Source organism: Devosia sp. Z11_6 (genome assembly GCF_058133665.1).
Window position 1 is genome coordinate 442,322 of record NZ_JBYUNQ010000002.1, and the last position, 26,348, is coordinate 468,669.

Genomic DNA, 26,348 nt, shown 5'->3' on the forward strand with positions numbered 1-26,348 from the left:
TGGATTGAAGCGAGGTGGCGCCCCGCCCGCGCCCACATTGAAATCACCGGGGCTGCGCTTAAGTAAGAACCGACAAGTTCTGGAGTTCTCCCCATGAGTGATGCAGCATTCCCCGGCTGGCACGGGACGACGATCGTTTCCGTGCGCAAGGGCAACAAGGTCGTGGTGGCTGGCGATGGCCAGGTGTCCATGGGCCAGACCGTGATGAAACACGGCGCCAAGAAGGTGCGACGCCTGGCCGGGGGCAAGGTGATCGGCGGCTTTGCCGGCTCGACCGCCGATGCCTTTACCCTCTTTGAGCGCCTCGAAGCCAAGCTCGAGCAATATCCCGACCAGCTGATGCGCGCGGCCGTGGAGCTGGCCAAGGACTGGCGCGGCGACAAATATCTGCGGCGGCTGGAAGCCATGATGATCGTGGCCGACAAGAAGGACACGCTGGTGCTGACCGGCAATGGCGATGTGCTGACCCCCGATCATGGCGTGATCGCCATCGGCTCGGGCGGCAACTACGCCCATTCGGCGGCGCTGGCCCTGCACCAGGCAACCGAGCTCGATGCCGAGGATGTGGCGCGCCGGGCGATGAAGATCGCCGAGGAAATCTGCGTCTACACCAATGGCAATGTGACGGTGGAAACCATCGAGCTGGACGCGTGAGTTTTTCGGTCCGGCAATTGACGGCGGCGGATGCCGAAGCGTTCCGGACGATCCGGCTCGAAGCGCTGCTCGATACACCGGAAGCCTTTGGCGGCGATCATGGCGAGGAAAGCCAGCAACCGCTCGAGGCCTTTACCGATCAACTGACGGGCAGCGCCGTGTTTGGTGGCTTTGTTGCGGAAAGGCTCTGCGGCGTGGTCGGGCTGTATTGGAGCCAGAGCGCCAAGCGGCGACATATCGGCAATCTTTATACCGTTTATGTCCGCCCTGGAGCGCGCGGCCAAGGCATGGGGCTGCCGCTGATCGAGGCGGCTGTGGCCCGTGCGAGACAGCTCGGCCACCAGCAGGTGCTGCTGGCCGCTGGCGCAGAAAATGCACCGGCCCTGGCGCTGTACCGGAAAGCTGGGTTTGAAATCTACGGGACCGAACCGCGGTCTCTTTATGTGAACGGTCGTTATATCGACGAACACCTGATGGTGCGCTTGCTCGACGAGGCACCAGGAAAGACAACGAAATGAGTGAAACCAATTTTTCCCCGCGCGAGATCGTCAGCGAGCTCGACCGCAATATCGTGGGTCAAGCCGATGCCAAGCGCGCGGTAGCCGTGGCGCTGCGTAATCGCTGGCGGCGCCAGCAGCTGCCCCCTGAGCTGCGCCGGGAAGTGACGCCAAAGAATATTTTGATGATCGGGCCGACCGGCGTCGGCAAGACCGAAATTTCGCGCCGCCTCGCCAGGTTGGCTCAAGCACCATTCATCAAGGTGGAAGCCACCAAGTTCACCGAAGTAGGCTATGTCGGGCGGGATGTGGAGCAGATCATCCGCGACCTCGTGGAAGCGGGCATTGCCGTGCTGCGCGACAAGCGCCGCGCCGATGTGCAGGCCCAGGCGCATCATAATGCCGAAGAGCGGGTGCTCGATGCCTTGGTCGGCACGTCAGCCACGCCTTCAACCCGCGATTCCTTCCGCAAGAAGCTGCGGGCCAACGAGCTCGACGACAAGGAAATCGAGATCGAGCTGACCCCATCGCCCTCGACTGGTGGTTTTGAGATGCCGGGCATGCCCAATGGCGGGATCGGCATGATCAATCTATCGGACATGTTCAAGTCGGCAATGGGCGGGCGCGGGGTCAAGCGCAAGCTCAAGGTCAAGGATGCCTATGAGCCGCTGATCGCCGAGGAAGCCGACAAGCTGCTCGACCAGGAACAGCTCAAGACCGAATCGATCGAGCTGGTGGAAAACCACGGCATCGTCTTCATCGACGAGATCGACAAGGTGGCGGCGCGCGAGGGCGGCGTGCAGGGCGGGCCATCGCGCGAAGGCGTGCAGCGCGACCTGTTGCCGCTGATCGAAGGCACGACCGTCGCGACCAAATATGGGCCGGTCAAAACCGACCATATCCTGTTTATCGCTTCGGGCGCGTTCCATGTGAGCAAGCCCTCGGACCTGCTGCCCGAATTGCAGGGCCGCCTGCCGATCCGGGTCGAACTCAAGGCACTGACCCGCGAAGACTTCATCGGAATTTTGAGCGACACCGAGGCGAGCCTCATCAAGCAATATGTTGCGCTGATGGGCACGGAAGGGGTGACGCTGGAATTCACCCCGGATGCCATCGAGGCCATTGCCGATGCCGCGGTGCGGGTGAATTCGTCGGTGGAAAATATCGGCGCCCGGCGGCTGCAAACGGTGCTAGAGCGGCTGGTGGAAGACATTTCGTTCGAGGCCCCGGACAAGCAGGGCGAGACCATCCGAATCGATGCGGCCTTCGTGGCCGAAAAGGTCGGCGTGCTGGCGGCGGACACGGATCTGAGCAAGTTCGTGCTGTAGTCTTTTGGGTGTGAAGGGGTGGGAGGTGGTTCTCTCACCCCTTTTGATTTTGCCCGTGTGATGGCTTCCAGCCGCGTAAATGTTGAGTAGCCAACCCTCGGGGGTGGGATTGGGGCGGTGAGCCGACAGACAGCACCGGCCCTAACAGCTCGAAACTAACGGCGGGTGGAGCGGCGTACCAGTTCGGTGTGGAGGAACCGGAGGTCTTCGGCGGTGAGCTTGCCGATATCGGCGGCGAGGCGGTTGGTGAGCTCGGTGGCTTCGGGGACCATGCCGGCGGTGTCGATGGTTATCTTGGGGTCGCTGATTTCGGCGAGGCGCTGCAGCTCCTCGGCTTCGTCCCAGATGACGTTGAAATAAGCGATGATGCGGTGGAGCAGAAAGCCGGTGGGCTTGCCGCGCCGGCCGTGCTCGAGAGCGGATAGATAGGCGCTCGACACCTGGAGCGCCGCTGCCATGTCCTTGAGCTGGATGCCGCGTTCTTCGCGCAGCGCGCGCAATTTAGCACCAAGGGGGGTCATTGGCGGCGCAGGCGCACATACCACGCCCCCTCCCCGCCATGGCCGCGCGCCGCCAAGGTCCAGCCTGATACCAGTGGCGACAGCGCCGGCTCGCTCAGCCAGATCGGCAGCATGGTGCGCAAAACGCCGCGCTCGTTCATGGCGGCAATGTAGTCATTGTCGGTACGGGCACCCTTGCCGGTGATGACGAGGAGCGTGCGATCGCCACGGGCCCAGCGCAATTGCACATAGCGATGCAGCGCGCTGCGCGCTTCGTTCTGGGTCATGCCGTGCAGATCGATGGTGCCATCGATATCGATCCGGCCTTTGCGCACCTTTTTATGGATGGCGGGCTCGATGCTGCGCTCGGGAGGTGGTGCGCTTGGGAGCGGCGCCTGGTACGGCGCGAGGAACGGTTTGCGGGGCGGCTTGGGCTTGCCGGGAGCGGGCCGCGCAGGGGGCTCAGCGGGCGTTTCGGCCGGCGGCATGGGCAGCGGCCCAGCCCCCATGCGCATCAGCCCCTTGCGCCGGAGCGGATCCACCGTTGCGGCGACCGTCGTCCACAAGTGGAAGTCATGCGGCAGCCGCTTGGGATCACGCTTGGACATGGGGGTGGCCGGCTCGGATCAGTCGAGCTGGCTGGTGGTGATGACCTTCCAATTGGGATCGCGCGACTTGGGGTTGCGCGCAAAGGTCCATTCATCGGCGACGGTTTGTACCTGATCGGCATTGCCTTCAACCAGATTGCCGTCCTTGTCGCGGGTGGCCGAAACCACTTCTGCATGGAAGCGCACGGTCACGAGAACGGACTTGCCATTGTTCTCGGCTTCCGAGATTTCCACCTTGGGGAGGCCCACAAAGGTGAAATCGACGGTCTGGCCCGCCGCTTCTCGGTCGGTGATAGCGCGGTTGAACCCGTCAAACACGTCCTTGTCCAGCAGCGTCTTGAGCAGAGCGCGGTCGCCGGCGGCAAAGCCGGTCACGATCATTTCATAGGCCTGCTTGGCGCCATCGAGAAAGGATTTGGGCGTAAAGGTGGGGTCGGCCGCCGCGACGTCGCGCATGCCCTGTGCCAAAGGCTGATTGCCGCGCGAATGCTGCTCGATCTCGGCCTCGAGCTTGCGCGCGCGCCGCTCGTCGTCAAGTTCAGGTTGGCCGGCACCACGCGGGCGCAGCGGCACGACGGTATCATCGGCGGCAGCGGCCTCGGCAGGCTTGCGGCGCTCGACGGGTGGACGCTCCGTTCCCGTCCGCGTTCCCAGCACCGAACGCAGCCGGAATAAAACAATCACGGCTACCACGATCACAATGAGAGTGGGCAGATCGAGAAAATCGTCCATCAATGCACCTTTGCTTGAAGCGCCGCAAAGGACGCTGATGCGCTCGCATGCGCACGAAGTGTTTCTATATATAGGCAAAGCTGACGGCGAAACCAGTTCGCCAGCGGGCAAGTTGCATTGTGTCGCGCCACCCCGCATCTGGCTTAACAAGGAGTGTTCGCGTGATCCGCTATCTGCCGTTTGCCCTGCTGCTGCTGCCTATTGTCGAGATTGCCTTGTTTATCAAGGTGGGACAGGCAATCGGCCTGTGGCCAACGCTGGGGCTCGTGATCCTCGCGGCGCTCCTCGGCGCGGTGCTGTTGCGCCAGCAAGGGGTGAGCGTGCTGACGCAAATGCGCCAGCGCATGAACCGGGGCGAGATGCCGGCGCGCGCCATTGCCGATGCGATGATGCTGGGGATCGCCGCGGTGCTCCTGGTGCTGCCGGGCTTTTTCTCCGACATTGTTGCCCTGTTCTTGCTGCTGCCGCCGGTGCGCAGCTGGATCTACCGGAGCCTTGCCAGGCGGATGACAGTGGTGAGTACTGCCAGCTATCAAAGCTCAAGCGCCTGGAGCGAGCGGCGGATCGATCGCCCCGACACAATCGACCTCGACGACGACGAATTTCGCGAGAAATAGGCGCTCCGGGCTTGGCTTGTTCGCCCGAAGCAAAGATGCTAGCCAGCGCGCAAGAAAAACCGGACAGAGGACCCACAATCATGGCTGACGAGACCCAGGGCAGCGCCGCACCCCAGGCCAGCACCGCCCCCAGCATGAACCTGGTTGGGCAGTATATTCGCGACTTGTCGTTTGAAAATCCGGGCGCACCGGGTTCGATCATGGCAGGCGGCGGCAACCCGGCCTTTAATGTTTCGATCAGCGTCGCCGTCAAAAAGCAGGCCGACGAAGTATTCGCCGTCGAGCTCACGCTCAATGCCAAGGCCAATCGCGAAACCACTCTGCTATTTGCGGTGGAGCTGGTCTATGGCGGTGTGTTCCGGCTGCGCAATGTCCCCGAAGCCCAGCTCAGCCAATTGCTGATGATCGAATGCCCGCGGCTGATCTTCCCGTTTGCCCGCCAGGTGCTCGCCAGCGTGACCCAGCAGGGTGGCTTCCCGCCGCTGATGATGGAGCCGGTGGATTTCGCTTCAATCTATCGCCAGAACCTGCAGGCCCTCGCAGCCAAGCAGAATGCGGGTGGCGCAAATGCTGCCGCCCCAGTGACTGCCGCCGATGCCGAAAGCGACAAGCCGAACTGAGTTCGGCTGGCACAATTTAAATAAACCAAACCCCGGGCTCGCGTCCGGGGTTTTTCGTTGATCAGGCGCTGAGCCGGGTCGGGACTTCGTCGGCGGCGAATTGGGTCCAGAGCGCCTCGGGCCCAAGCGAAGCGATGAAGGCGGCGTGGGCCGCCAGTTCCGCTTGCGTCAGCCGAGGTGGCAGGGGCAAGGGCCGGCGTGGGGCGGCTGCAAAGCTCGCAAGAGCCTCGGCGCCCGAAACGCGGTTTTCCGCCACCAGCGCCAGGCTCACCTGCTTGCCGCCGATCAGCTCGAGATAAACCTCAGCGAGGATCTCGCTGTCGAGCAGCGCGCCGTGGAGAGTCCGGCGCGAATTGTCGATGCCGTAATGCTTGCACAAGGCATCAAGGCTCACGCGAGCGCCGGGGTGCCGCTCACGGGCGAGCATCACCGTATCGATCACCGTGTTGCGCAGGGCACCGCGACCAAGCTTGCCTAGCTCCGCGCTCAAAAAACCCATGTCGAATGGGGCGTTGTGAATGATCAGCGTGGCATCGCCGATGAACTGGCAGAAATCCTCGGCTACCTCGGCAAAAAGGGGCTTGTCGGCCAAAAATTCGTCGGACAACCCGTGCACCCGAAATGCTTCTTCGGGCATGGTGCGCTGGGGATTGATATAGACATGGTAGGTCTTGCCCGAGGGGATATGGTTGATCAGCTCGACACAGCCGATTTCCACCAGCCGGTCGCCCGTGGCGGGAGACAAGCCCGTGGTTTCGGTATCAAGGACGATTTCTCGGTTCATGCTTGTTCCTGCTGGGCCCGCAAGGCTTCGACCAGGGCCGCCACCTCAGCCTGCGTGACCGCGAGCGGCTTGCCCGTATCGAAAACGAAATCGGCGCGCTTCTGCTTTTCGGCCTGCGGGAGCTGGCGGGCAAGAATTGTCTGCAGCTTATCCACGGTCATGCCGGCGCGGGCCAGCGCGCGCTCGCGTTGAATCGCGGGGTCAACCACCGTGACGGCTACGCCATCAAAGCCATAATCATGGCCGGTCTCATAAAGGAGCGGCACTTCAACAACAGCAAGGGTCTCGCCCGCTGCAGCCGCATCGGCGAGGAACTGGGCGATGCGGGCGCGCACCATGGGATGGACCAGGGCTTCGAGCTGGTCAAACTTTCCGGGGTTTTTTGCAAGTTGCAGCGATAGCCGGCTGCGATCAACGGCTCCGTCGACGATAACGCCGGGAAACAGCGCTTCGACGGCCGGAGCGGCAGCGCCGGCGTAAAGCTCGGCGACGGCAGCATCGGCGGAAAACACCGGCACGCCACTGGCCGCGAAGGCCGCGAGGACCGCAGATTTCCCCGTAGCGATGGAGCCGGTGAGGCCAAGGCGATACATGTTCAATGGTCCAGAGTGGCTTCGATCCGGGCGCGCAATTGCGGGGTGACCTCGGGCTGGATGCCGAACCAGGCGGCAAAGCCCGGCACGGCCTGATGGAGCAGCATGCCCAGACCGTCGACTATGCGCAAGCCACGGGCGGCCGCATCGGCGAGCAAGGGAGTTTGCAGCGGCACATAAACCAGATCGGTCACCAACACATCGGGCCGCAACTGGCCGAGGTCAAAATCGGCAAAGCCGGTGCCATGCATGCCAACCGAGCTGGTGTTGACCACAAGACCGGCTGATGGAGCGATGCTGTTGAACTCCTCCAGATCGGCAACATCGATATCGCCGCCGATGCTCTGCGCCAACCGATCGGCCGTTTGGCGCGTGCGGTTGAGCAGGATGATCGGGATATTGCGGCTTTGCAGCGCGACAAGGATCGCGCGGGCCGCGCCCCCTGCTCCAAGAACGATGGCTGCTTCGAGCCCCTCGGACCAGCCCGGCGCGCCCTGATCGAGATTGCCGAGAAAGCCGAGATAATCAGTGTTGGTGCCGTGCACATGGCCATGCTCGGCCACCAGCGTATTGACCGCACCAATGCTGCGCGCCAGTGGATCCACCGTGTCGCAAAGGGGAAACACGGCTTCCTTATGGGGAATGGTGACATTGCCGCCGGCAAATTCCCCACCACGCAGGCGCCCAAAAAAGCCGGGCAGATCGGCAGGCGCCACGTCGATGGCCTCATAGGTACCATCGATCCCGTGTTCGGCCAGCCAGGTGCCATGAATCAGGGGCGAGCGGGAATGGGCGATGGGGTGGCCGATAACAAAGGCTTTGCGGGTCAAGACTGGCTGGCTCCGAGCAACAGGTGTGGGGCAAAGCGCCGAAGCGCCCCGAGGAGGGGCAACAGGGGCAACCCCAAAATGGTGAAATAGTCGCCTTGCACCCGTTCGAACAGCTGAATGGAGGCCCCTTCCAGCCGATAGGAGCCGACAGATGCCAGAACGGCATCGCCTTCCGCATCCAGCACCGCCTTGATCTCGGCATCGCTGATGCCGCGCATGGTCAGCTCAACGGTGTCAACAAAGCTCCACACCACCTCCCCTCCCCGCGCCAGCGCCACGGCGGCATGGAGTTGATGGGTTTGGCCGCTGAGTTGGCGCAACTGTGCGGCCGCCCGCTGGCGATCGGCTGGCTTGTGCAGCAACTGTCCGCCAAAGGTTAAGGTCTGGTCGGCGCCCATCACCAGCGCGCCGGGATGGAGCAAGGAGATGTTAAGGGCTTTGGCGCTAGAGAGGGCCATAGCGACTGCCCTGCCCCCGCCCCCTTCGTTGAGGATCGTGGCTTCGGTCAGGCGCTCGTCGATAGCGGCAGGATGTGCGGCGAAACGCAAACCTGCCTGTATCAGCAACGCCTTACGGGTTGCGCTTTGGGATGCAAGGATCAGCATGGCGGGATGTTTTCCACACTGCTATCCACAGCTCAAGCAATCTCTGTGTTCTTGACTCATAGATTCCGGCCAGGCGCCGAGTTGTTCGACCAGCTTCGTAAAACGTTAACATCTGGACTCCGGGAGGGGGCCGTTTAGAGTCAGCGGGAACTCTGGGGAAAACTTTTTGCCCTCCAGCCGCCGGCGAGACAGGTTTACACAGCCTTAACCTTTGGCTTGACTCTGGGAGTCCGCGGGTTAACGCCGTGTTAACCTTTTGCGCATCGGCCCTCAAAGCAACGCCGCTGATTTAGATTCACAGCCTCGCCGCCGCAATCCTGCGTAACTGTGTCGCCACCACAGCGATTGTGGATGCCCGTGAATTAGAGCAAAACACCGCAATGATAATAGAGATACTAAGAACAAGAGTCTTTTCAGGGGTTTGGAAGGGAAAGTCACTGTGAGCCAAGTGGCCCTCAAGCCTCTTCTCGCCACCGTACTCGGTGAGCGACAGGCACGACCCCCGATCTGGATCATGCGCCAGGCTGGACGCTATCTCCCCGAGTATCGGGAAGTGCGGGCCCGCTCCAAAGGTTTCCTTGATCTGTGCTATTCGCCCGATTTGGCTGTGGAAGTGACGCTGCAGCCCCTACGTCGGTTCCCGCTCGACGCAGCGATTTTGTTTTCGGACATTCTTGTCGTGCCCGATGCGCTGGGACAATCGGTTCGCTTTGAACAAGGCGAAGGCCCCCTGCTCGAGCCCATCACCGCGCAGACCCTGGGTCAACTTCGTCCGGAACGGGTGCTCGAGCATCTGGCGCCGGTGTTTGAAACCTTGCGGCGCCTCAAGCACGAACTGCCCGCCGACAAGACGCTGATCGGCTTTTGCGGTTCGCCCTGGACCGTGGCCACTTATATGATCGGCGGACGCGGTTCGCCCGATCAGGCGGCGGCGCGGTTATTTGCGCTGCAGGAGCCGGCGGCCTTTGCGGCTTTGATGGACATCCTGGTACAAGCCAGCATCGATTATCTCGTGGCGCAATTTCAAGCGGGCGCCGATGTGGTGCAGCTGTTTGAAAGCTGGGCCCTCAATCTCGACGAAGAAGCGTTCCGCACACAGGTGATTGAACCCAATCGGCGGATCGTCGAAGGCGTACGCCAGCGCGTGCCCAATGCGCCGATCATCGGCTTTCCCCGTGGCGCGGCCGGCAACATCGCCGCCTATGTCGCCGCGACGGGGGTGAATGCCGTGGGTCTGGATTATTCCACTCCGCTCGGCTTTGCCCAGAACGCGGTGCCACCCGGGATGGCGGTCCAAGGCAATCTTGATCCGCTGCGGCTGGTTGCCGGTGGCCCGCAGATGGAAGAGCGGGCGCGCCAGATCATCGCCGCCTTTGCCGATCGTCCGCATATCTTCAATCTGGGGCACGGCATTGTGCCGCAAACGCCGATCGCCCATGTCGAGCGGTTGGTCGAGCTGGTCAAAAACGGGTAGCGGGCATGTATGAATGGGTTAAAGCGGGGCATGTGATTGCCGTTATCGCCTGGATGGCGGGCATGCTCTATCTGCCGCGTTTGTTCGTTTATCACTCCGTCACCACCCCGGGCACGGAGCAATCGGAAACCTTCAAGATCATGGAGCGGCGGCTGCTCAAGGGGATCATCAACCCCGCCATGATCGCCACTTTCGTCTTCGGACTATGGATGATCCATATGGGCGCGGTCGACTGGAGCCAGGGTTGGCCGTGGCTCAAGGCGGCGTTTGTGATTGGGCTGACGGCGTGCCATGGCATTCTCGTGCGCCACACCAAGAACTTTGCCGCGGACGCCAACACCAAGCCGCAACGCTATTTCCGCATCATCAACGAGGTGCCGACCGTCTTGATGATCGGCATCGTCATTGCCGTGATCGTGCGGCCGTTCTAGCCGTACGGATGCGAAAAACGCCATTGCACCGCGCTTGTCGCTTGAAATAAGCGGCAAGCCGGGCTATCTGAAACGAAATGCTTCCGCGCTTTCGCGACCGCCCAGGTTGCTTGCGGGGCCTTACACCCCCCTCCTCTCCGCCTTTTCGATTTCCCGCAGGGTCATCCTCTACATGCAGAATATGAAGCTCAGCGAGCTCAAGGCCAAATCTCCGGCCGAACTTCTTGTGTTCGCAGAAGAACACGAAGTTGAAAATGCATCGACCATGCGCAAGCAGGAGTTGATGTTCGCCATTCTCAAGCAGTTGGCGGAGCGCGAAGTCGACATTACTGGCGAAGGCGTGGTGGAAGTTCTTCCCGATGGCTTCGGTTTCTTGCGGTCGCCCGATGCCAACTACCTGCCGGGTCCGGACGATATCTATATCAGCCCCTCGCAGATCCGCCGCTTCGGCTTGCGCACCGGCGACACGGTGGAAGGCCAGATTCGCTCCCCCAAGGAAGGCGAGCGCTATTTCGCCCTCGTCAAGGTCAACACCATCAATTTCGAAGATCCCGAGGCGGTGCGCCACAAGGTCAACTTCGACAATCTGACCCCGCTTTATCCCGAAGAGCGGCTGCGGATGGAATTGCCGGACCCCACGGTTCGCGATCGCTCGGCGCGGGTGCTCGATCTCGTGGCACCCCTGGGCAAGGGGCAGCGTGCTTTGATCGTCGCACCCCCGCGCACGGGCAAGACAGTGCTGCTGCAGAACATCGCGCAGTCGATCGCTACCAACCATCCCGAATGCTATCTCATTGTGCTGCTGATCGACGAACGGCCCGAAGAAGTGACCGACATGCAGCGCTCGGTTCGCGGCGAAGTCATCTCCTCGACCTTTGACGAGCCCGCCAGCCGCCACGTTCAGGTCGCCGAAATGGTGATCGAAAAAGCCAAGCGCCTCGTCGAGCACAAGCGCGACGTGGTGATCCTCCTCGACTCCATCACCCGCCTTGGCCGCGCCTACAACACCGTCGTGCCAAGCTCGGGCAAGGTTCTGACCGGCGGCGTGGATGCCAACGCCCTGCAGCGGCCCAAGCGCTTCTTCGGTGCGGCGCGCAACATCGAGGATGGCGGTTCGCTGACCATCATTTCGACCGCGCTGATCGATACCGGCTCGCGCATGGACGAAGTGATCTTTGAAGAGTTCAAGGGCACGGGTAACTCCGAAATCATTCTTGATCGCAAGGTTGCCGACAAGCGCATCTTCCCCGCGCTCGACATCACCAAGTCGGGCACCCGCAAGGAAGAGCTGCTGGTGGAGGCCGACATTCTCAAGAAGATGTATGTGCTGCGCCGGATCCTCACGCCCATGGGAACGATCGATGCCATGGAATTCCTCACCGACAAGATCCGCCAGACCAAAACCAATTCGGATTTCTTTGATTCGATGAATACCTGAGCCGCAGGGCGAGGGTGGATCAATGCGCCTGGGCGATACGATTGTAGCATTGTCGTCCGGCGCGACGCCTTCGGGCGTGGCGGTGATCCGGCTGTCGGGTCCCGCGGTGCAAGAGCTGCTCCTGGCGGTGACGGGCGTCGTGCCCAAGCCGCGGCAGCTCACCTTGCGCAGCATTGGTGCTGGCACGGCACTCGATCGGGGTCTCGTGGCGTTTTTCCCGGGCCCCAGGAGCTTTACCGGCGAAGATTGCGCCGAATTGCAGGTGCATGGATCGCCGGCCGGCGTGCGCGCCATTCTCAAATTACTCGTGGGGCAGGGGGCACGCCTCGCCGAAGCTGGTGAGTTCACCCGGCGCGCCTTCGAGAATGGCAAGCTCGATCTCGTCGAAGTCGAAGGGCTAGGCGATCTTTTGGAAGCGGAAACCGAGAACCAGCGTCGCCAGGCGCTGGCGCGGCTGGAAGGCGGGCTCAGCAGCAAGATTGCCGGCTGGCGCGAGCAATTGCTCGATCTTCGAGCCGAAATCGAAGCACGGCTCGATTTTTCCGACGAGGGCGATGTCGGGGAAGCCCTGCCGGAAGGCTTTGGTCGTAGCATTGCGGCGCTTGATCAAGATATCGCCCAAGCGCTGAGCAGCGTCGAGCATGGCCGGATCGTGCGCGAGGGTGTTCGCGTGGCGCTCGCCGGCCCTCCCAATGTCGGAAAGTCCAGTCTGCTCAACGCCTTGGCGCGTTCGAACATTGCCATTGTCACCGATGAGGCGGGCACGACGCGCGATGTGCGCGAAGTGCCGCTTGATATTGGTGGGCAGCTATTCGTGCTGCTCGATCTCGCGGGGTTGCGTGACACCGACAGCAAGGCCGAAGCAGAAGGCATCCGCCGGGCCCGTCAAGCCATGCAGAGTGCCGACCTCGTGCTCTGGCTTGAGGCGCCGGACATCGAGCCCGTTGAGCCCCCGGCAGATTTGGCGCCATTGCTGCGGGTCAGCACCAAGGCCGACATGGGTCAGGTGAGCCCAAATACTGATCTGGCAGTGTCGACGCTGGATGGCAGCGGCGTGGAGCAGTTGTTGCAGCGCCTAGCTGATTTAGGGCAAGATTACACCGGCGGCGAGCCGGCGCTGTTGAGCCGCGAGCGCGATCGTGCAGCCTTGGTGGCGGCACGGGAAGCGCTGGGTTGGGCCATGCGGCTGCTCGATGAACCCGAGCTTGCTGCTGAGCAGTTGCGGTTGGCCTCGAGTGCCCTGGAGCGGCTGGTGGGCCGGCTCGATCCGGAAATGGTGCTGGACCGACTGTTCACAAGCTTCTGTATCGGCAAATAAGCCGGGCTGTGCGATGCCGGCAATGATTCACGTGGAACATTGCTTCACGGGTTGTTGGAGTTTGCGGAATGACTGAGTTCGGAGTGATCGTGGTGGGCGGGGGCCATGCCGGCTGTGAGGCCGCGGCCGCCTCAGCCCGCATGGGTGTGCCGACGGCGCTGATCACCCATCGGTTTGCCACCATTGGCGAGATGAGCTGCAATCCGGCCATCGGCGGCTTGGGCAAGGGACACTTGGTGCGCGAGATCGATGCGCTCGACGGCTTGATGGGCCGCGTTGCCGACGCCGCCGGAATCCAGTTCCGGGTGCTCAATCGCCGCAAAGGCCCGGCGGTGCGCGGGCCACGCGCCCAAGCAGATCGCAAGCTTTATCGCCAGGCTATGCAGGCAGCCGTCGCGGCGCAGACGAACCTGCAGGTTATCGAGGGCGAAGTCGATGACATCAGCGTCGGCGCTGACGGCAAGGTGTCGGGGGTAGTGCTTCTCGATGGGCGTCGTTTCAGCACCAAAAGCGTGGTGCTGACCACCGGCACGTTTTTGCGGGGCTTGATCCATCGGGGTGAAGAAACCACGCCGGCGGGGCGGTTCGGGGAAGGGCCGGTTCTCGGGTTGTCGGCGCGGCTAGAGCAACTCGGTCTGCAGCTTGGCCGCCTTAAAACCGGCACGCCGGCCCGCCTCGATGGTACGACCATTGATTACAAGCAGCTGGAAGCCCAACCTGGTGACACGCCACCCGAACCCTTTTCCATGCTCACGGCTGCGATCACGACGCCGCAGGTGGAATGCCATATCACTCGTACCACAGCCGACACGCATCGCATCATAGCCGAGAACCTGCATCGCTCGGCGATGTATTCGGGGCGCATCCAGAGCCGTGGCCCGCGCTATTGCCCATCTATTGAGGACAAGATCGTCCGCTTTGCCGATCGCGATAGTCACCAGATTTTTCTGGAGCCAGAAGGGTTGGACGACACGACGGTTTATCCCAATGGCCTATCGACTTCGCTGCCCGAGGACGTGCAAGCGGCGTTCCTGTGCTCCATGCCGGGGTTGGAGCAGGTGCGGATTGTTCGCCCAGGCTATGCAATTGAATATGACTATGTCGATCCGCGGGAGCTGCGGGCCACGCTTGAACTAAAACGCCAGCCCGGATTGTACCTGGCAGGGCAGATCAACGGCACGACCGGATATGAGGAGGCAGGGGCGCAAGGTCTGCTAGCCGGTGCCAACGCTGCCGCGGTAGTGCGGGGGCGGGCGCCACTGGTCCTCTCGCGTACCCAGAGCTATATCGGGGTCATGGTGGATGATTTGGTTACCCGCGGCGTGACCGAACCCTATCGCATGTTCACTTCGCGGGCGGAGTTCCGCCTGCACCTACGCGCCGACAATGCCGATCAGCGCCTAACCAAGCTGGGGATCGAGTGCGGGCTCGTGGGTGAGCAGCGCTCGCAGCTGTTCGAGGAAAAGGCCGCAGCCCTGACTACGGGCCGGTCGCTGCTGCATACCCTGCGCGTCAGCCCCACAGTGGCACGAAAGGCCGGGATTGCGGTGAATGCCGATGGACAATCTCGCTCTGCCTTTGAGCTGTTGTCTTATCCGGACATCGCCTTCGATGATGTGCGCAAGCTTTGGCCGGAGCTGGATACCATTGCCGTACCGACGCTCGAGCAACTGGTGGTGGACGCGCAATATGCCGTGTATCTGGATCGGCAGCGCAAGGACATCGAGGCGGTGCGTCGGGACGAGCAGCGCAGCATTCCCGATAATTTCGATTATCAGACGCTGCCGGGTCTATCGAGTGAGCTGCGCCAGAAGCTTGGCTCGGCGCGGCCGCAGACCATTGCCCAAGCGCAAGCGGTGGATGGCGTCACCCCCGCCGCGATCACCCTGGTTCTGGCTGCTATCCGACGCCGGGATGTGAGGCATCGTGCCAGTGCCTAACAGCAGTATAGAACGCTACGCCCAGTATTTTTCTCGTAGTCGGGCCGAAGTAGAGGCCGATCTGCAAGCTTATGAGGGGCTGTTGCGGCGCTGGCAGGCGGTGCAGAATCTGGTTTCACGTGAAACACTGGACCAGGTCTGGACGCGCCACTTTGCCGATAGTCTGCAAACCTTGGCTCTTGTTCGGGCGGAAGACCGGAAGTTTCTCGATCTCGGCAGCGGCGGCGGACTGCCAGCTTTGCCAATGGCGATCGCGCTGAAGGACACCCCGGCGCAGTTCACCCTGGTTGAGCCCACAGGCCGCAAGGTAAGCTTCCTGCGCACCGTCGCGCGTGAGCTTGGTCTGGCAGTCACCGTGATTCCCAAGCGCAGCAACGAGATTGATTCACGTGAAACAGCGGTTCCCGACGTGATCACTTCACGCGCCTTGGCGGCACTACCGCAGCTCTGCGGCATGATGCAGCCGTTTTTCGGCCGCAACACCCGTGCACTGCTGCACAAAGGCCGCGAATATGGTGAAGAGATCAGCGAATCGCGTGCTTTATGGGCGTTCGACGTGGTAGTAGCGCGAAGCGACACTGATCCGCATGGCGTGCTGCTTGAACTCACTGGACTGAGATCTCGCTAGCAGCGGTGTACTGGAGGCGAATTTGGCACCCCGTATTCTCACATTGGCGAACCAGAAAGGCGGCGTGGGTAAAACTACAACCGCCATCAACCTGGCCACCGCTCTCGCTGCCATTGGCGAACGCGTGCTGATCGTGGACCTCGACCCACAGGGCAATGCTTCCACCGGTCTTGGTATCGCCCGCAACGAACGCGAGATTTCCGCCTACGACCTGCTGGTGGGCGAAGCGACCGTGGTCGAGTCGGCTGTTTTGACCAGCGTTCCCAATGTGGCGATCGTTCCATCCACCATGGACTTGCTTGGCGTCGAGCTGACCATTGCCGCGCAGGCAGACCGCGCCTTCAAGCTGCGCAACGCGTTCAAAGCTCTGGGTGACCTCAAGATCCATGACCAGGCGATCAGCTATGTGCTGATTGACTGCCCGCCCTCGCTCAACCTCTTAACCATCAATTCGCTGGTCGCCGCCGACGCTGTACTGGTGCCGCTGCAATGCGAATTCTTTGCGCTTGAGGGTTTGAGCCAGCTGCTGCAGACCATCGAGCAGATCCGCTCGACGCTCAATCCGCGCCTCTCGATCCAAGGCGTGGTGATGACGATGTTCGATCGCCGTAACAATTTGTCCGAGCAGGTGCTGCATGATGTGCGCAGCGAAATGGGCGAATTGGTGTATGACACGGTCATTCCGCGCAACGTGCGCCTGAGTGAAGCACCATCGTATGGTAAACCCGCTTTGCTCTACGACTTGAAATGTGCCGGCAGCCAGGCCTATCTGCGATTGGCCACTGAAGTTATTCGGCGCGAGCGCCAGCTCAACGCGGCTTAGGAGAGCGTTAATGAACGATAAACCAACGCGGCTCGGCCGCGGGCTTGCGGCTTTGATCGGCGATATGGCGACGATGGAAGGCAATCGGGTCACCGACATGCAGGGGACTAAGCGCCTCGCGGTCGAATTCATCATTGCGAACCGGTCCAATCCCCGCCGTACCTTCAATGCCGATCAGCTCGAAGAGTTGACCAATTCCATTCGCGAGAAAGGCATCATGCAGCCGCTGCTGGTGCGCCCGAGCGAAGATCCGCATCTGTTCGAAATCATCGCCGGGGAACGCCGCTGGCGAGCCGCGCAAAAGGCGGGCCTGCATGATGTTCCGGTGATCGTGCGGGAGGTCGGGGACAAGGAAGCCCTCGAGCTCGCCATCATCGAGAACGTGCAGCGGGCCGATCTCAATCCGCTCGAAGAGGCCATGGGCTATGGTCAGCTGATGGAGCAGTTCGAATATACCCAGCAGGATCTGGCGCAGGTGATCGGCAAGAGCCGCTCGCATGTCGCCAATACGTTGCGGCTGCTTCGCCTACCCGAAGACGTCAAGGAGATGGTCTCGAGCGGCGATTTGACCGCGGGCCATGCCCGCACTCTGATCACGGCGGAAGATCCGGCTAGACTGGCGCGGCAGATCGTGGATGAAGGGCTGTCCGTGCGTGAGGCCGAGGCGTTGAGCCAACAGCGTGAGGTTGCGCCCAAGAAGCGCAGCACGCCGGCGGAGCGCGACAGCGATACGGTGTCGCTGGAGCGGCGCTTATCGGACGCGCTGGGGCTCTCGGTGTCGCTCAATCATGGCGACAAGGGCGGCAAGATCGAGATTCGCTACAAGACCATGGAACAACTCGACGGCATTTGCCATCGGCTGACTGGCGCCGGGAACTAGGCCTTAATGGCTTGCGGCCGCCGTGCAGATGCTCAGCAAAGCACGGCGCAGCACCGGTTCGGCCAAGGCCGGGCGACGGCGCGACTCGCCGGTGGCGAGCAGCAGCCGCTCCAGCGCCGTGCCTAGTGCAGTATCAGACCAAAGCCGCAGCTGCTGCTCGAGGCTCGAGCGGCGCGAGAAATGCGGCTTGGGCTTCAAGCTATCCAGGACATCGCGGGGGCTGCGGCCCTTGTCGACTTCGGTGCGCCAGCGCCGCAGATTGGCGAAGTGAATGGTGGCCGTGGCGAGCAGCCGCTGCGGATCAACGGCGCCGCTCAGAGCGCGGTTCAGCGTCAGTTCCAGCCGCTCGGCATGACCGCCAGCAGTTGCATCGATGATCGAATCAATGACGAGAGCGCCATTATCGGCGCATAGGTGCAGCACGTCCTCGCGCGTCAGCTGCTTGCTGGCGGCAGCGTAAAGGCTGAGCTTGTCGAGCTCGCGCCGGGTGACTTCGCGATCATTGCCCAGGATTTCGAGCAGTGTGGAGACTACGTCCCCATCGGCCCGGATGCCCTTGGCGTTGAAGGTTTCCCGGATCAGCGCCGAGAGGGTCTCGTCCGTATCGGCATAGCAGGGCAGGGCGCGGCCAAGCTTGGCTGCTTCCACGAGGGCGCGCAGCGCGTCCCGCGGGGCCAGATTGCCGGCTTCAAGCACAATGGCGGAGCCGCCGGGATCGTCGCGTAACTGCGTCAGCGGCATGACGAGGTTCTTGCCGGCGCCCCGAACCCGGATGATGCGCTTGCCGCCAAACAGCGAGGTGCTGCGCGCTTCGAGCACCAGCAGGGAAGGGTCGGCATCGAGCTGGGCGCTGTCGAGCACGATCACATCGGCGGCTTCGGGATCATCGCCGCTGAGGCGGCGGATCAGGGTCTGCGCGGTTTCGCGAACGAGCCCGGTGTCGGGTCCGTAGACGAGGAAAATGCCCTCGCGAAGGTCCGGCCGGGCGAGATAGCGCGCGACCTCATGAGCCTTGAGCGCGCTCACCTAGCGCGACAGGACGGCCAGGAGCCCGAGACGCAGCGACTCGGCGACCGATTGGGCGGCGCGTTCGGCCGCTTCGGTGCCGCCCATGCGATCGGCCAGAACCTGATCATTCTTGGTGAAGCTCGCTGTCGCCGTGCGGGTCAGCATGATCGGCTTGCCACCGGGCAGGGCTGCCACGGTCAGGGTGCCGGTGATGGTCACTTCGAGCGGCTTGAACGGGCTGCCAGTTTGCGATAGCGCCGCATCGGCGTAGCCGACGGCGAGGCTGACGCGGGCCTCGCGCGGCGTCGCGGTGGCTGAATTGCTGAAGCTTTGGGCCAGCTCCTGGTAGATGATTTGCTCAAGCCGGTTGCCCGGCTTGGCAAAGCTCAGGGCAAACTGCTCGACCCGCGCCGCATTGGCTTGCCCATAGACCGGCGAGAAGCTGCAGCCACTCAGGGTGGCTGCAGCAGCGACAAGGCCAAGAGCGAGCAATGCGCTCCGGAGTGGGCTAGACCACGACATTGACGATCCTGTCCGGCACCACGACGATCTTGCGCGGTGTCTTGCCCTCCAGCATGCGGGCAATCGCTTCGAGTGACAAGACCATGCGCTCGATCTCGGCGGCGGCGGTGCCCTTGGCTACGGTGATTTCACCGCGCCGCTTGCCGTTGACCTGGATGGGCATGACCACGTCATTGTCCACGAGGAGCGCCGGATCGACCTGGGGCCAGGGTGCATCGGCCACGAGACCGTCGCGGCCCAGTGCCTGCCAGCAGGTTTCTGCCAGGTGCGGCATCATCGGGGCGATCAGCTGCACAAGATAGCCAACCCCTTCCTCGAGCGCCGCGAGGCGCGCTGCCGGAGCGGCCGACACCAGACCCGAGGAGCGTACGAGAGCATTGGTCAACTCATAGATCTGGGCGACAGCGCGGTTGAAGCGGAGGCCTTCGATGTCGTCTGCGACCTGCTGCACCGCGCGGTGGGCGGCACGGCGCACGGCGGTGGCTTCTTCGTCCGCGGCAACCGTGGACAGGTCATGCGACTGGGCGCGCAGGGCCACCGTATCGCCCACCAGCCGCCAGATGCGCTGCTGGAACCGGCTGGCGCCTTCTACGCCGGCTTCTGTCCACTGCACGTCGCGCTCGGGCGGGGAGTCCGAGAGCATGAACCAGCGCGCAGTATCGGCACCATAGGTGGCAACGATCTCGTCGGGATCAACCACGTTCTTTTTGGATTTGCTCATCTTTTCGACCGAGCCGATGCTGATCGGCGCGCCGGTTTCGAGATGGGTGGCGGAGCGGGTTTCACCGCTGGTTTCGAGCACGACGTCCACCGGGGCGACCCATTCGCCCGCAGCCGAGCGATAGGTTTCGTGGGTGACCATGCCCTGGGTGAAGAGGCCCTTGAACGGCTCATCGAGCCCCACATGGCCGGTCGCCTTCATCGCGCGGGTGAAGTAGCGCGAATACAGCAGGTGCAGGATCGCGTGCTCGACGCCACCGATATACTGATCCACCGGCAACCAACGATTAGCAATGTCGGGGACGGTCGGGGTTTCGGCCTGAGGCGCGGTGAAGCGCGCATAATACCAGGAGCTGTCCACGAAGGTGTCCATGGTGTCGGTTTCGCGCCGGGCCGGGCCGCCGCATTGCGGGCAGGGCACGTGCTTCCAGGTCGGGTGGTGATCGAGGGCATTGCCGGGTTTGTCGAAGGTGACATCCTCTGGCAGCACCACCGGCAGGTCCTTTTTGGGGACGGGCAGGGTGCCGCAGACCTCGCAATGGATCACCGGGATCGGGCAGCCCCAATAGCGCTGACGCGAGACGCCCCAATCGCGGAGCCGATAATTGACTTCCACCTTGCCCTGCGGCTTGCCGTCGACGGTACGCTCGGCAAAGAACAGCGCTGCGGCGGTCTTGGCTTCGGCAATGGAGAGACCGGAGAGGAAGCCGGAGTTGAAGATGTGGCCAGTGTCAACATAGGCTTCATTGCCAATGGCAAAGCTGGCCGCATCGGCGTCGGGTGGCAGCACGACCGGGATCACCGGCAGGTCGTATTTGCGCGCGAAATCGAGGTCGCGCTGGTCATGGGCCGGGCAGCCGAAAATGGCGCCGGTGCCGTAGTCCATCAGCACGAAATTGGCGACATAGACCGGCAGGGTCTGACCTTCCAGCACGGGGTGCTTGACCTGAAGACCGGTGAAGACGCCCTTCTTCTCGGCCTTTTCAATGGTTTCCGTTGCCGTGCCGAGGCGCCGGGTTTCCTCGACGAACTCGGCCAGCGCCGGATTGCTGCGCGCCAATTCCGCGGTCAGGGGATGATCGGGAGAAAGGGCGACAAAGGAGGCGCCGAAAATGGTGTCGGGGCGGGTGGTGAAGACCTCGATGCTGCCGGCATTGACGGTGTTGTTGGGTACCATCTCAAACAGCAGGCGCAGGCCTTCGGAGCGGCCGATCCAGTTGCGCTGCATGGTGCGCACTTTTTCGGGCCACTCGGTCAGGCCATCAAGCGCTTCGAGCAGCTCTTCGGCGAAGTCGGAGATCTTGAAGAACCACTGCGTCAGCTCGCGCTGTTCCACAACGGCGCCCGAGCGCCAGCCCTTGCCATCGATCACCTGCTCATTGGCGAGCACGGTCATGTCGACGGGGTCCCAGTTCACCTTGCTTTGCTTGCGGGTAACGAGGCCGGCCGCCATCATGTCGATGAACATGGCCTGCTGGTGCTTGTAGTATTCGGGCTCGCAGGTGGCGAATTCGCGCGTCCAGTCGATGGACAGGCCCATGGATTTGAGCTGGCCCTTCATGGTCGCGATATTGGCGCGGGTCCAGGTGCCAGGATGGGTCTTGCGCGCGATCGCGGCATTTTCCGCCGGCAGGCCGAAAGCGTCCCAGCCCATGGGGTGCAGCACATTCTTGCCGCGGGCGCGGTGATAGCGCGCGACGACATCGCCCATGGCATAGTTGCGCACATGGCCCATATGGATGCGCCCCGAAGGATAGGGGAACATTTCGAGCACGTAATAGGGCTCGCGCGGGTCATCATTGGAGGTCACAAAGCTTTGGCGCTGGTCCCAGACCTGCTGCCAGTGCGGTTCCATTTCGCGCGGATTATAGCGTTCGCCGCTCAATCTATCAGTCCTTGGGGGCAAATGCGCAGTCTGCCGAAAGGCCGAAGCTGCTTGCGTTTATTGGGGATTTTGGCTACCGGACCATCATCAGAAATCACCCCTCAGGTCAACAGCAACAGGGCAAAAGCGTGAGCGAGACTGCAGTGGACGCGCCGGCGCGCCTGGCCGAAATCCGCGATCGCATCGCGCGGGCGCAGGCGCGCTTTGAGCCAAGGTTGGCCGAGGTCAAGCTCGTAGCGGTGTCCAAGACCTTCGATGCGCAAGCGATCGAGCCGTTCCTTGAGGCCGGGCAGCGCGTGTTCGGCGAAAACCGCGTGCAGGAGGCCAAAAGCAAGTGGCCGGCGCTTCGGGAGCGGTATTCCGGCGTGGAACTGCACCTGATCGGCCCGCTGCAAACCAACAAGGCGCGAGAAGCGGTAGGCTTGTTCGACGTGATCCAGACGGTTGATCGCGACAACCTGGCTGGGGTACTCGCGGCGGAAATGGCGCGGGCCGAACGGCGCCTGCCCTGCTATGTTCAAGTTAATATCGGGGAAGAACCGCAAAAGAGCGGCATTGCGCCGGCCCAAGCCGTGGCGTTTGTGGAGCGCTGCCGGAGCGTGCATGGGCTCGATGTGGTGGGGTTGATGTGCATCCCACCCGATGGGGTGCCGCCGGGGCCTTATTTTGCTCATCTGGCCACGCTGGGCCGGGCGGCCGGGGTGTCGCGCCTGTCCATGGGCATGAGCGGGGACTTCGAAACGGCGATCGCCATGGGCGCCACCGATGTACGGGTGGGCTCGGCCTTGTTCGGGGCCCGACCGCCGCTTGCTTAGATGAGGCAAATGGTTAGCAAGAGATAAACTTGCGCCGCTTTGTGCCCGCACTGCAACTTCTGGGCGTCGTGTTCCGTTGCTTATCACCGTAACGGCGACGTGACCGGCCCCTTTGCCTTTCTGCAGGCAGCCGTTTGCACTCGCCCTGGTCCAAGTCCGGAGCGAATTCATGAACAAGCGCCGCATTCTTCTGGTCGATGACGATGCGGATCTGCGCCAGACCATGGTGGATCAACTCGAAGACGAACGGGAATTCGAGATCGTCCAGGCTGCCAGCGCCAATGATGCGCTCAAGGCCACCCGCGAAAACAATATTGACCTCATGATCCTCGATGTCGGCCTGCCCGACATGGATGGGCGCGAGGCGGTCAAGATCCTGCGCCAGGAGGGCTTCAAAAGCCCGATCCTGATGCTGACGGGGCAGACCAGCGATGCCGACCAGATCAAAGGGCTAGAATCGGGCGCCAATGACTATCTGACCAAGCCCTTCCGCTTTCCGGTGCTGATGGCGCGCATCCGCTCGGCGCTGCGCCAGCACGACCAGAGCGAGGACGCGGTGTTCACCATCGGCCCTTATAGTTTTCAGCCGGCCGCCAAGATGCTCGAGGCCAATGACGGGGGCAAGGTGCGCCTGACCGACAAGGAAACCTCGATCCTCAAATATCTCTACCGGCAGGGCCCAAAAACCATCACCCGGGATGTGCTGCTCAAGGAAGTATGGGGCTACAACAACCGCGTCACGACCCATACGCTCGAAACCCACATCTATCGCCTGCGCCAGAAGATCGAGCGCGACCCCTCCCATGCCCGCCTGCTGGTGACCGAAGAAGGGGGCTATCGGCTCGTCCCCTAGGCAATGGGCGCTAAAGGGGGTTCAAAGCAGAAGCCGAATTGCCCTATAGCTTGGCGCAGTGCTTCGGGGCTTCCGGAGTGTGGGCGCTAGCTTAGTTGGATAGGGCGACAGTTATGGACGATACGGCCGCGATGTTGGCGCGGGCCGAGTTCCTGGAAATGTGCGACGACGAGCAGCGGCGCATGCTGGCCTTTGCCGGCGACCAGCAGCATTTCGGCGCCGAACAGGTGCTGTACCGGGCCGGCGAGATTCCGAGCGGCGCCTTTGTGCTGCTCGAGGGAGTCCTGCAGGTGGCGCCACAAGGCGACGGCTCGGCCCCCTATACAATCGATGAGCCCGGCAGCGTTGTTTCTGCCATGGCGCTGATCCTGGCCAAGCCTCGTCCCGTCACCATCACTGCTTTGACCGAAGCCCAGGTGTTTTTCGTGCCGCGGCACGCTTTCATGAAGCTGGTGCAGCAGTCCCCGGTGCTGGCGCAGCGCGTGGCCGAGCGCATCCAGGCCGACCTTGGCAGCTATCTCGAAGCGCTGCAGCCCATTCGCAACAAGTTCAAGCGCTAGGCGTCACAGGCCAAACTGGGCGATCACCGGCACGTGGTCAGAGGGCTTTTCCGTCCAGCCGCGCGCCGGCTTGATGATCTCGGCCCCCGAGCAATGGGCGGCCACGTCTGCGGTGGCCCAGATGTGGTCAAGTCGGCGACCGCGGTTGCTTTTCTCCCAGTCGAGCCCGCGATAGCTCCACCAGGAAAACAGCTTCTGGTCATAGGGCACGTGCTTGCGGATCAGGTCCACCCAGCCGTGTCCGCCGGCCAGCAGCGCGGCGAGCCGCTCGGTTTCGGCGGGGGTGTGGCTGATGACCTTGAGCATCTGCTTGTGGCTCCACACATCGTTCTCGTGCGGGGCGACATTGAAGTCACCGGCGATGAGCTGGCCCTGGGCGAATTGAGGTTCGGCAAACCAGAGCGCCATTTCGTCGAGGAAATCGAGCTTGTGCTTGAACTTGACGTTGATCTCGGCATCGGGCTCGTCCCCGCCGGCCGGAATATAGAAGTTGTGGAGGGTCACCGGTCCACTGCCCCAGTCGAGCCGGGCCGAGATGTGGCGGGAGTGATCGATGTCACAAAACTGCCGGGTGGCAATGTCGGTGAGCGGGAAGCGAGAAATGATGGCGACGCCATGATAGCCCTTTTGCCCATGCACCGCATGGTGGGGATAGCCAGCTTCGGTAAAGGCCACGCGGGGAAACTGATCCTCCGTGCACTTGATCTCCTGGAGCATCAGCACATCGGGGCTATATTGCTTGAGAAAGTCGAGCACCATGGGCAGGCGCAAGCGCACCGAGTTGATGTTCCAGCTAACAACGGCAATCGGCATGGGTGGATCCAGTTGTTCGGGGTGGCGCCCTTATGGCTGAGCGGAGCGGCGGGCGTCCAGCCGCTAAAGGGGCGCAGGCCGGGCTTTCCTTGACTCGGGGACGCGAAAATTCTATGCAGCACCCATTCATCAGGCCGTACCTGACCCGCCGACCGGGACCCCAAGTGGTATAAAACGATCCCGGAGGCCACCATCCGCCAGCGCGTTGCGCCCGCGGGTGGGTTTGGCGTTTGGGCTGATGGATCTTATCTCTCCTCGGATCACCCGAAGAGAATAAAGGACAAGTTCATGTTCGAGAGCCTTTCAGACCGGCTTGGCAAGATCTTCGAGGGACTGCGAGGGCGCGGTGCGCTCAACGCTGCCGATGTCGATGTAGCGCTGCGCGAAATCCGCCGCGCGCTGATCGAGGCCGACGTGTCGCTCGAAGTGGTGCGTGCCTTTGTGGAACAGGTGCGCGAGCGCGCGGTAGGCGCCGAAGTCACCCGTTCGGTCACGCCCGGCCAGCAAGTGGTCAAGATCGTCCACGACCAGCTCGTTGCCGTGCTGGGCGAGGACGCCGTTGCGATCGATCTCAATGCGCCTGCGCCCGTAACCCTCCTGATGGTGGGTCTGCAGGGCTCGGGCAAGACCACGACCACGGCCAAGATCGCCAAGCGTCTCAAGGACCGGCAGAAAAAGAAGGTGCTGCTGGCCTCGCTCGATACCCGCCGCCCCGCTGCCATGGAGCAGCTGCGCGTGTTGGGCGAGCAGGTGGGCGTTGCCACCTTGCCGATCGTCGCCAGCGAAACCCCGGTCGAGATCGCGCGCCGCGCCGCGCGCGAAGCCCGGCTGGGCGGCTTTGACGTGCTGGTGCTCGACACCGCCGGTCGCACCCATATCGATGAAGAGCTGATGGTCGAAACGACCCAGATCAAGTCGATCGCCAATCCGCACGAAATCCTGTTGGTCGTCGATGCCCTGACCGGTCAGGACGCGATCAATGTGGCGCGCTCGTTCGATGAGCGGCTCGATGTCACGGGTATCGTCCTTACTCGGGTCGATGGCGATGGCCGCGGGGGCGCTGCGCTTTCGATGCGTGCCGCCACCGGCAAGCCGATCAAGCTGATCGGCGTGGGCGAAAAGATGGATGCGCTCGAGGATTTCCATCCCTCGCGCATTGCCGACCGGATCCTGGGGATGGGGGACATCGTCTCCCTCGTCGAGCGCGCCGCAGAGCATGTGTCGGCCGAAGACGCCGCCAAGATGGCCAAGAAGCTCAAGAAGGGCTCCTTTGACCTCGAGGACCTGCGCAACCAGCTGCTGCAGATGAAGAAGATGGGCGGCATGGGTGGCCTTATAGGCATGCTGCCGGGCATGGGCCAGATGAAAAAGGCCATGGCCGGCGCCAATGTGGACGAAAAGATCTTTGATCGCCAGGTCGCCATCATCAATTCGATGACCAAGAAGGAGCGGGCCGAGCCTGACCTGCTCAATGCCTCGCGCCGCAAGCGCATTGCCGCTGGCGCGGGGGTGGAAGTCAGCGAAATCAACAAGCTCATCAAGCAGCATCGGCAGATGGCCGATATGATGAAAAAGGTCTCCAAGGGCGGCATGGGCGCACTTGGCGGCATGTTCGGCGGCAAGATGGGCAATATGCTGGGCGGCATGCCGGACCTAAGCAAGATGGATCCCGCACAACTCGAAGCCATGGCCCGCCAGGCCGGCATCGATCCCAAGCAGTTGCAGGGCCTGCCCTCCGTCCAGCCGCAGCTGACCGAAAAGCTGCCGACCGATGTCGGCTCGCTGCTCAAATCCGCCCCGGGTCTACCCGGCCTTGGCGGCGCTCCCCGTTTCCCCGGCCTGCCTGGCCTGGGCAAGAAAAAATAACCCTTC

Annotated in this window: 28 protein-coding genes; 17 read left to right on the plus strand and 11 right to left on the minus strand. The window is 62.5% G+C overall.

The genetic code is table 11. The annotated features are described in order from the left end of the window. The first annotated feature begins 93 nt into the window (after positions 1-93). Genes hslV through hslU form a run of 3 tightly spaced genes read left to right on the plus strand, consistent with a single transcriptional unit; the run spans position 94 to position 2,479 of the window. Positions 94-654: an ATP-dependent protease subunit HslV gene (gene hslV / locus AC3YMN_RS07380; protein ID WP_127754969.1), complete on the plus strand. Its 561-nt coding sequence runs from the start codon at positions 94-96 to the stop codon at positions 652-654. Beyond that, entirely contained in the window at positions 651-1,172 is a 522-nt protein-coding gene (locus tag AC3YMN_RS07385; RefSeq protein ID WP_489889518.1) for a GNAT family N-acetyltransferase, read from the plus strand. The genes hslV and AC3YMN_RS07385 overlap by 4 nt, the downstream gene beginning before the upstream one ends. Beyond that, complete coding sequence (gene hslU / locus AC3YMN_RS07390; protein ID WP_489889519.1) at positions 1,169-2,479, plus strand: ATP-dependent protease ATPase subunit HslU; 1,311 nt, start codon at positions 1,169-1,171, stop codon at positions 2,477-2,479. Before AC3YMN_RS07385 ends, hslU begins: the two co-directional genes overlap by 4 nt. A 155-nt stretch (positions 2,480-2,634) precedes the next feature. Here the strand turns inward: hslU and AC3YMN_RS07395 are convergent, their stop codons facing one another. The 3 genes from AC3YMN_RS07395 to AC3YMN_RS07405 are packed head-to-tail and all read right to left on the minus strand — an operon-like array spanning position 2,635 to position 4,319. Then, positions 2,635-3,000 carry a helix-turn-helix domain-containing protein gene (locus AC3YMN_RS07395; protein ID WP_172121695.1) on the minus strand — a complete coding sequence of 122 codons (366 nt, stop codon included), beginning with the start codon at positions 2,998-3,000 and terminating at the stop codon, positions 2,635-2,637. Further along, positions 2,997-3,587, minus strand: a complete 591-nt coding sequence (locus AC3YMN_RS07400; RefSeq protein ID WP_489889520.1) for a Smr/MutS family protein — start codon at positions 3,585-3,587, stop codon at positions 2,997-2,999. Before AC3YMN_RS07400 ends, AC3YMN_RS07395 begins: the two co-directional genes overlap by 4 nt. An 18-nt stretch (positions 3,588-3,605) precedes the next feature. Beyond that, positions 3,606-4,319, minus strand: a complete 714-nt coding sequence (locus tag AC3YMN_RS07405) for a Tim44/TimA family putative adaptor protein (RefSeq protein ID WP_489889521.1) — start codon at positions 4,317-4,319, stop codon at positions 3,606-3,608. A gap of 161 nt (positions 4,320-4,480) precedes the next feature. Between AC3YMN_RS07405 and AC3YMN_RS07410 the strand changes: the two genes are divergently transcribed. Beyond that, positions 4,481-4,936 (plus strand): FxsA family protein, encoded by a 456-nt coding sequence (locus AC3YMN_RS07410; RefSeq protein ID WP_489889522.1) that lies wholly within the window; start codon positions 4,481-4,483, stop codon positions 4,934-4,936. An 80-nt stretch (positions 4,937-5,016) separates the two neighbouring features. Next, positions 5,017-5,556, plus strand: a complete 540-nt coding sequence (gene secB, locus AC3YMN_RS07415; protein WP_127754962.1) for a protein-export chaperone SecB — start codon at positions 5,017-5,019, stop codon at positions 5,554-5,556. Between the two features lie 61 nt (positions 5,557-5,617). Here secB and dnaQ read toward each other — a convergent pair whose 3' ends face one another. The 4 genes from dnaQ to AC3YMN_RS07435 are packed head-to-tail and all read right to left on the minus strand — an operon-like array spanning position 5,618 to position 8,368. Continuing rightward, entirely contained in the window at positions 5,618-6,340 is a 723-nt protein-coding gene (dnaQ, locus tag AC3YMN_RS07420; RefSeq protein WP_489889523.1) for a DNA polymerase III subunit epsilon, read from the minus strand. Continuing rightward, positions 6,337-6,933 (minus strand): dephospho-CoA kinase, encoded by a 597-nt coding sequence (gene coaE / locus AC3YMN_RS07425; RefSeq protein WP_489889524.1) that lies wholly within the window; start codon positions 6,931-6,933, stop codon positions 6,337-6,339. Before coaE ends, dnaQ begins: the two co-directional genes overlap by 4 nt. Positions 6,934-6,935: 2 nt before the next feature. Continuing rightward, the gene (locus tag AC3YMN_RS07430) at positions 6,936-7,763 is read right to left on the minus strand and encodes a shikimate dehydrogenase (protein ID WP_489889525.1); all 828 of its coding nucleotides are present in this window, start codon (positions 7,761-7,763) and stop codon (positions 6,936-6,938) included. Next, the gene (locus AC3YMN_RS07435) at positions 7,760-8,368 is read right to left on the minus strand and encodes a Maf family protein (RefSeq protein WP_489889526.1); all 609 of its coding nucleotides are present in this window, start codon (positions 8,366-8,368) and stop codon (positions 7,760-7,762) included. The genes AC3YMN_RS07430 and AC3YMN_RS07435 overlap by 4 nt, the downstream gene beginning before the upstream one ends. Before the next feature lie 448 nt (positions 8,369-8,816). Between AC3YMN_RS07435 and hemE the strand changes: the two genes are divergently transcribed. The 8 genes from hemE to AC3YMN_RS07475 all read left to right on the plus strand — a co-directional run bounded on the left by hemE (position 8,817) and on the right by AC3YMN_RS07475 (position 17,300). After that, positions 8,817-9,842, plus strand: coding sequence for a uroporphyrinogen decarboxylase (gene hemE, locus AC3YMN_RS07440; RefSeq protein ID WP_127755388.1), 1,026 nt, complete (start codon positions 8,817-8,819; stop codon positions 9,840-9,842). A gap of 5 nt (positions 9,843-9,847) precedes the next feature. Continuing rightward, complete coding sequence (gene hemJ, locus AC3YMN_RS07445) at positions 9,848-10,273, plus strand: protoporphyrinogen oxidase HemJ (protein ID WP_127754957.1); 426 nt, start codon at positions 9,848-9,850, stop codon at positions 10,271-10,273. Positions 10,274-10,445: 172 nt separating this feature from the next. Next, positions 10,446-11,711 carry a transcription termination factor Rho gene (rho, locus tag AC3YMN_RS07450; protein WP_127754956.1) on the plus strand — a complete coding sequence of 422 codons (1,266 nt, stop codon included), beginning with the start codon at positions 10,446-10,448 and terminating at the stop codon, positions 11,709-11,711. Between the two features lie 22 nt (positions 11,712-11,733). Continuing rightward, entirely contained in the window at positions 11,734-13,029 is a 1,296-nt protein-coding gene (gene mnmE, locus AC3YMN_RS07455) for a tRNA uridine-5-carboxymethylaminomethyl(34) synthesis GTPase MnmE (RefSeq protein WP_489889527.1), read from the plus strand. Positions 13,030-13,097: 68 nt separating this feature from the next. Then, on the plus strand, positions 13,098-14,969 hold the full coding sequence (gene mnmG, locus AC3YMN_RS07460; RefSeq protein WP_489889528.1) for a tRNA uridine-5-carboxymethylaminomethyl(34) synthesis enzyme MnmG: 1,872 nt from the start codon (positions 13,098-13,100) through the stop codon (positions 14,967-14,969). Next, positions 14,962-15,597 (plus strand): 16S rRNA (guanine(527)-N(7))-methyltransferase RsmG, encoded by a 636-nt coding sequence (rsmG, locus tag AC3YMN_RS07465; protein ID WP_172121684.1) that lies wholly within the window; start codon positions 14,962-14,964, stop codon positions 15,595-15,597. The genes mnmG and rsmG overlap by 8 nt, the downstream gene beginning before the upstream one ends. A 22-nt stretch (positions 15,598-15,619) precedes the next feature. Continuing rightward, positions 15,620-16,420 carry a ParA family protein gene (locus AC3YMN_RS07470; RefSeq protein ID WP_489889529.1) on the plus strand — a complete coding sequence of 267 codons (801 nt, stop codon included), beginning with the start codon at positions 15,620-15,622 and terminating at the stop codon, positions 16,418-16,420. Positions 16,421-16,430: 10 nt separating this feature from the next. Continuing rightward, positions 16,431-17,300: a ParB/RepB/Spo0J family partition protein gene (locus AC3YMN_RS07475; protein ID WP_489889530.1), complete on the plus strand. Its 870-nt coding sequence runs from the start codon at positions 16,431-16,433 to the stop codon at positions 17,298-17,300. Positions 17,301-17,303: 3 nt separating this feature from the next. Here the strand turns inward: AC3YMN_RS07475 and holA are convergent, their stop codons facing one another. From holA to leuS, 3 genes are read right to left on the minus strand one after another with little or no spacing between them, the layout of a single operon-like run. Then, complete coding sequence (holA, locus tag AC3YMN_RS07480) at positions 17,304-18,326, minus strand: DNA polymerase III subunit delta (protein WP_489889531.1); 1,023 nt, start codon at positions 18,324-18,326, stop codon at positions 17,304-17,306. Next, a complete protein-coding gene (locus AC3YMN_RS07485; RefSeq protein WP_489889532.1) occupies positions 18,327-18,830 on the minus strand; it encodes a hypothetical protein in 504 nt (167 codons plus the stop codon). Continuing rightward, positions 18,817-21,435 carry a leucine--tRNA ligase gene (leuS, locus tag AC3YMN_RS07490; RefSeq protein WP_489889533.1) on the minus strand — a complete coding sequence of 873 codons (2,619 nt, stop codon included), beginning with the start codon at positions 21,433-21,435 and terminating at the stop codon, positions 18,817-18,819. Before leuS ends, AC3YMN_RS07485 begins: the two co-directional genes overlap by 14 nt. Before the next feature lie 128 nt (positions 21,436-21,563). Here leuS and AC3YMN_RS07495 point away from each other — a divergent pair, with 128 nt between their 5' ends. From AC3YMN_RS07495 to AC3YMN_RS07505, 3 genes are all read left to right on the plus strand, one after another. Continuing rightward, on the plus strand, positions 21,564-22,250 hold the full coding sequence (locus AC3YMN_RS07495; RefSeq protein ID WP_489889534.1) for a YggS family pyridoxal phosphate-dependent enzyme: 687 nt from the start codon (positions 21,564-21,566) through the stop codon (positions 22,248-22,250). Positions 22,251-22,419: 169 nt separating this feature from the next. Next, on the plus strand, positions 22,420-23,103 hold the full coding sequence (locus tag AC3YMN_RS07500; protein WP_127754947.1) for a response regulator transcription factor: 684 nt from the start codon (positions 22,420-22,422) through the stop codon (positions 23,101-23,103). Positions 23,104-23,216: 113 nt separating this feature from the next. Continuing rightward, entirely contained in the window at positions 23,217-23,663 is a 447-nt protein-coding gene (locus tag AC3YMN_RS07505; protein ID WP_127754946.1) for a cyclic nucleotide-binding domain-containing protein, read from the plus strand. A gap of 3 nt (positions 23,664-23,666) precedes the next feature. Here the strand turns inward: AC3YMN_RS07505 and AC3YMN_RS07510 are convergent, their stop codons facing one another. Further along, on the minus strand, positions 23,667-24,476 hold the full coding sequence (locus AC3YMN_RS07510) for an exodeoxyribonuclease III (protein WP_489889535.1): 810 nt from the start codon (positions 24,474-24,476) through the stop codon (positions 23,667-23,669). A gap of 288 nt (positions 24,477-24,764) precedes the next feature. On the opposite strand from AC3YMN_RS07510, the gene ffh reads away from it, so the two are divergent. Beyond that, on the plus strand, positions 24,765-26,342 hold the full coding sequence (gene ffh, locus AC3YMN_RS07515; RefSeq protein WP_489889536.1) for a signal recognition particle protein: 1,578 nt from the start codon (positions 24,765-24,767) through the stop codon (positions 26,340-26,342). Positions 26,343-26,348 lie beyond the last annotated feature (6 nt).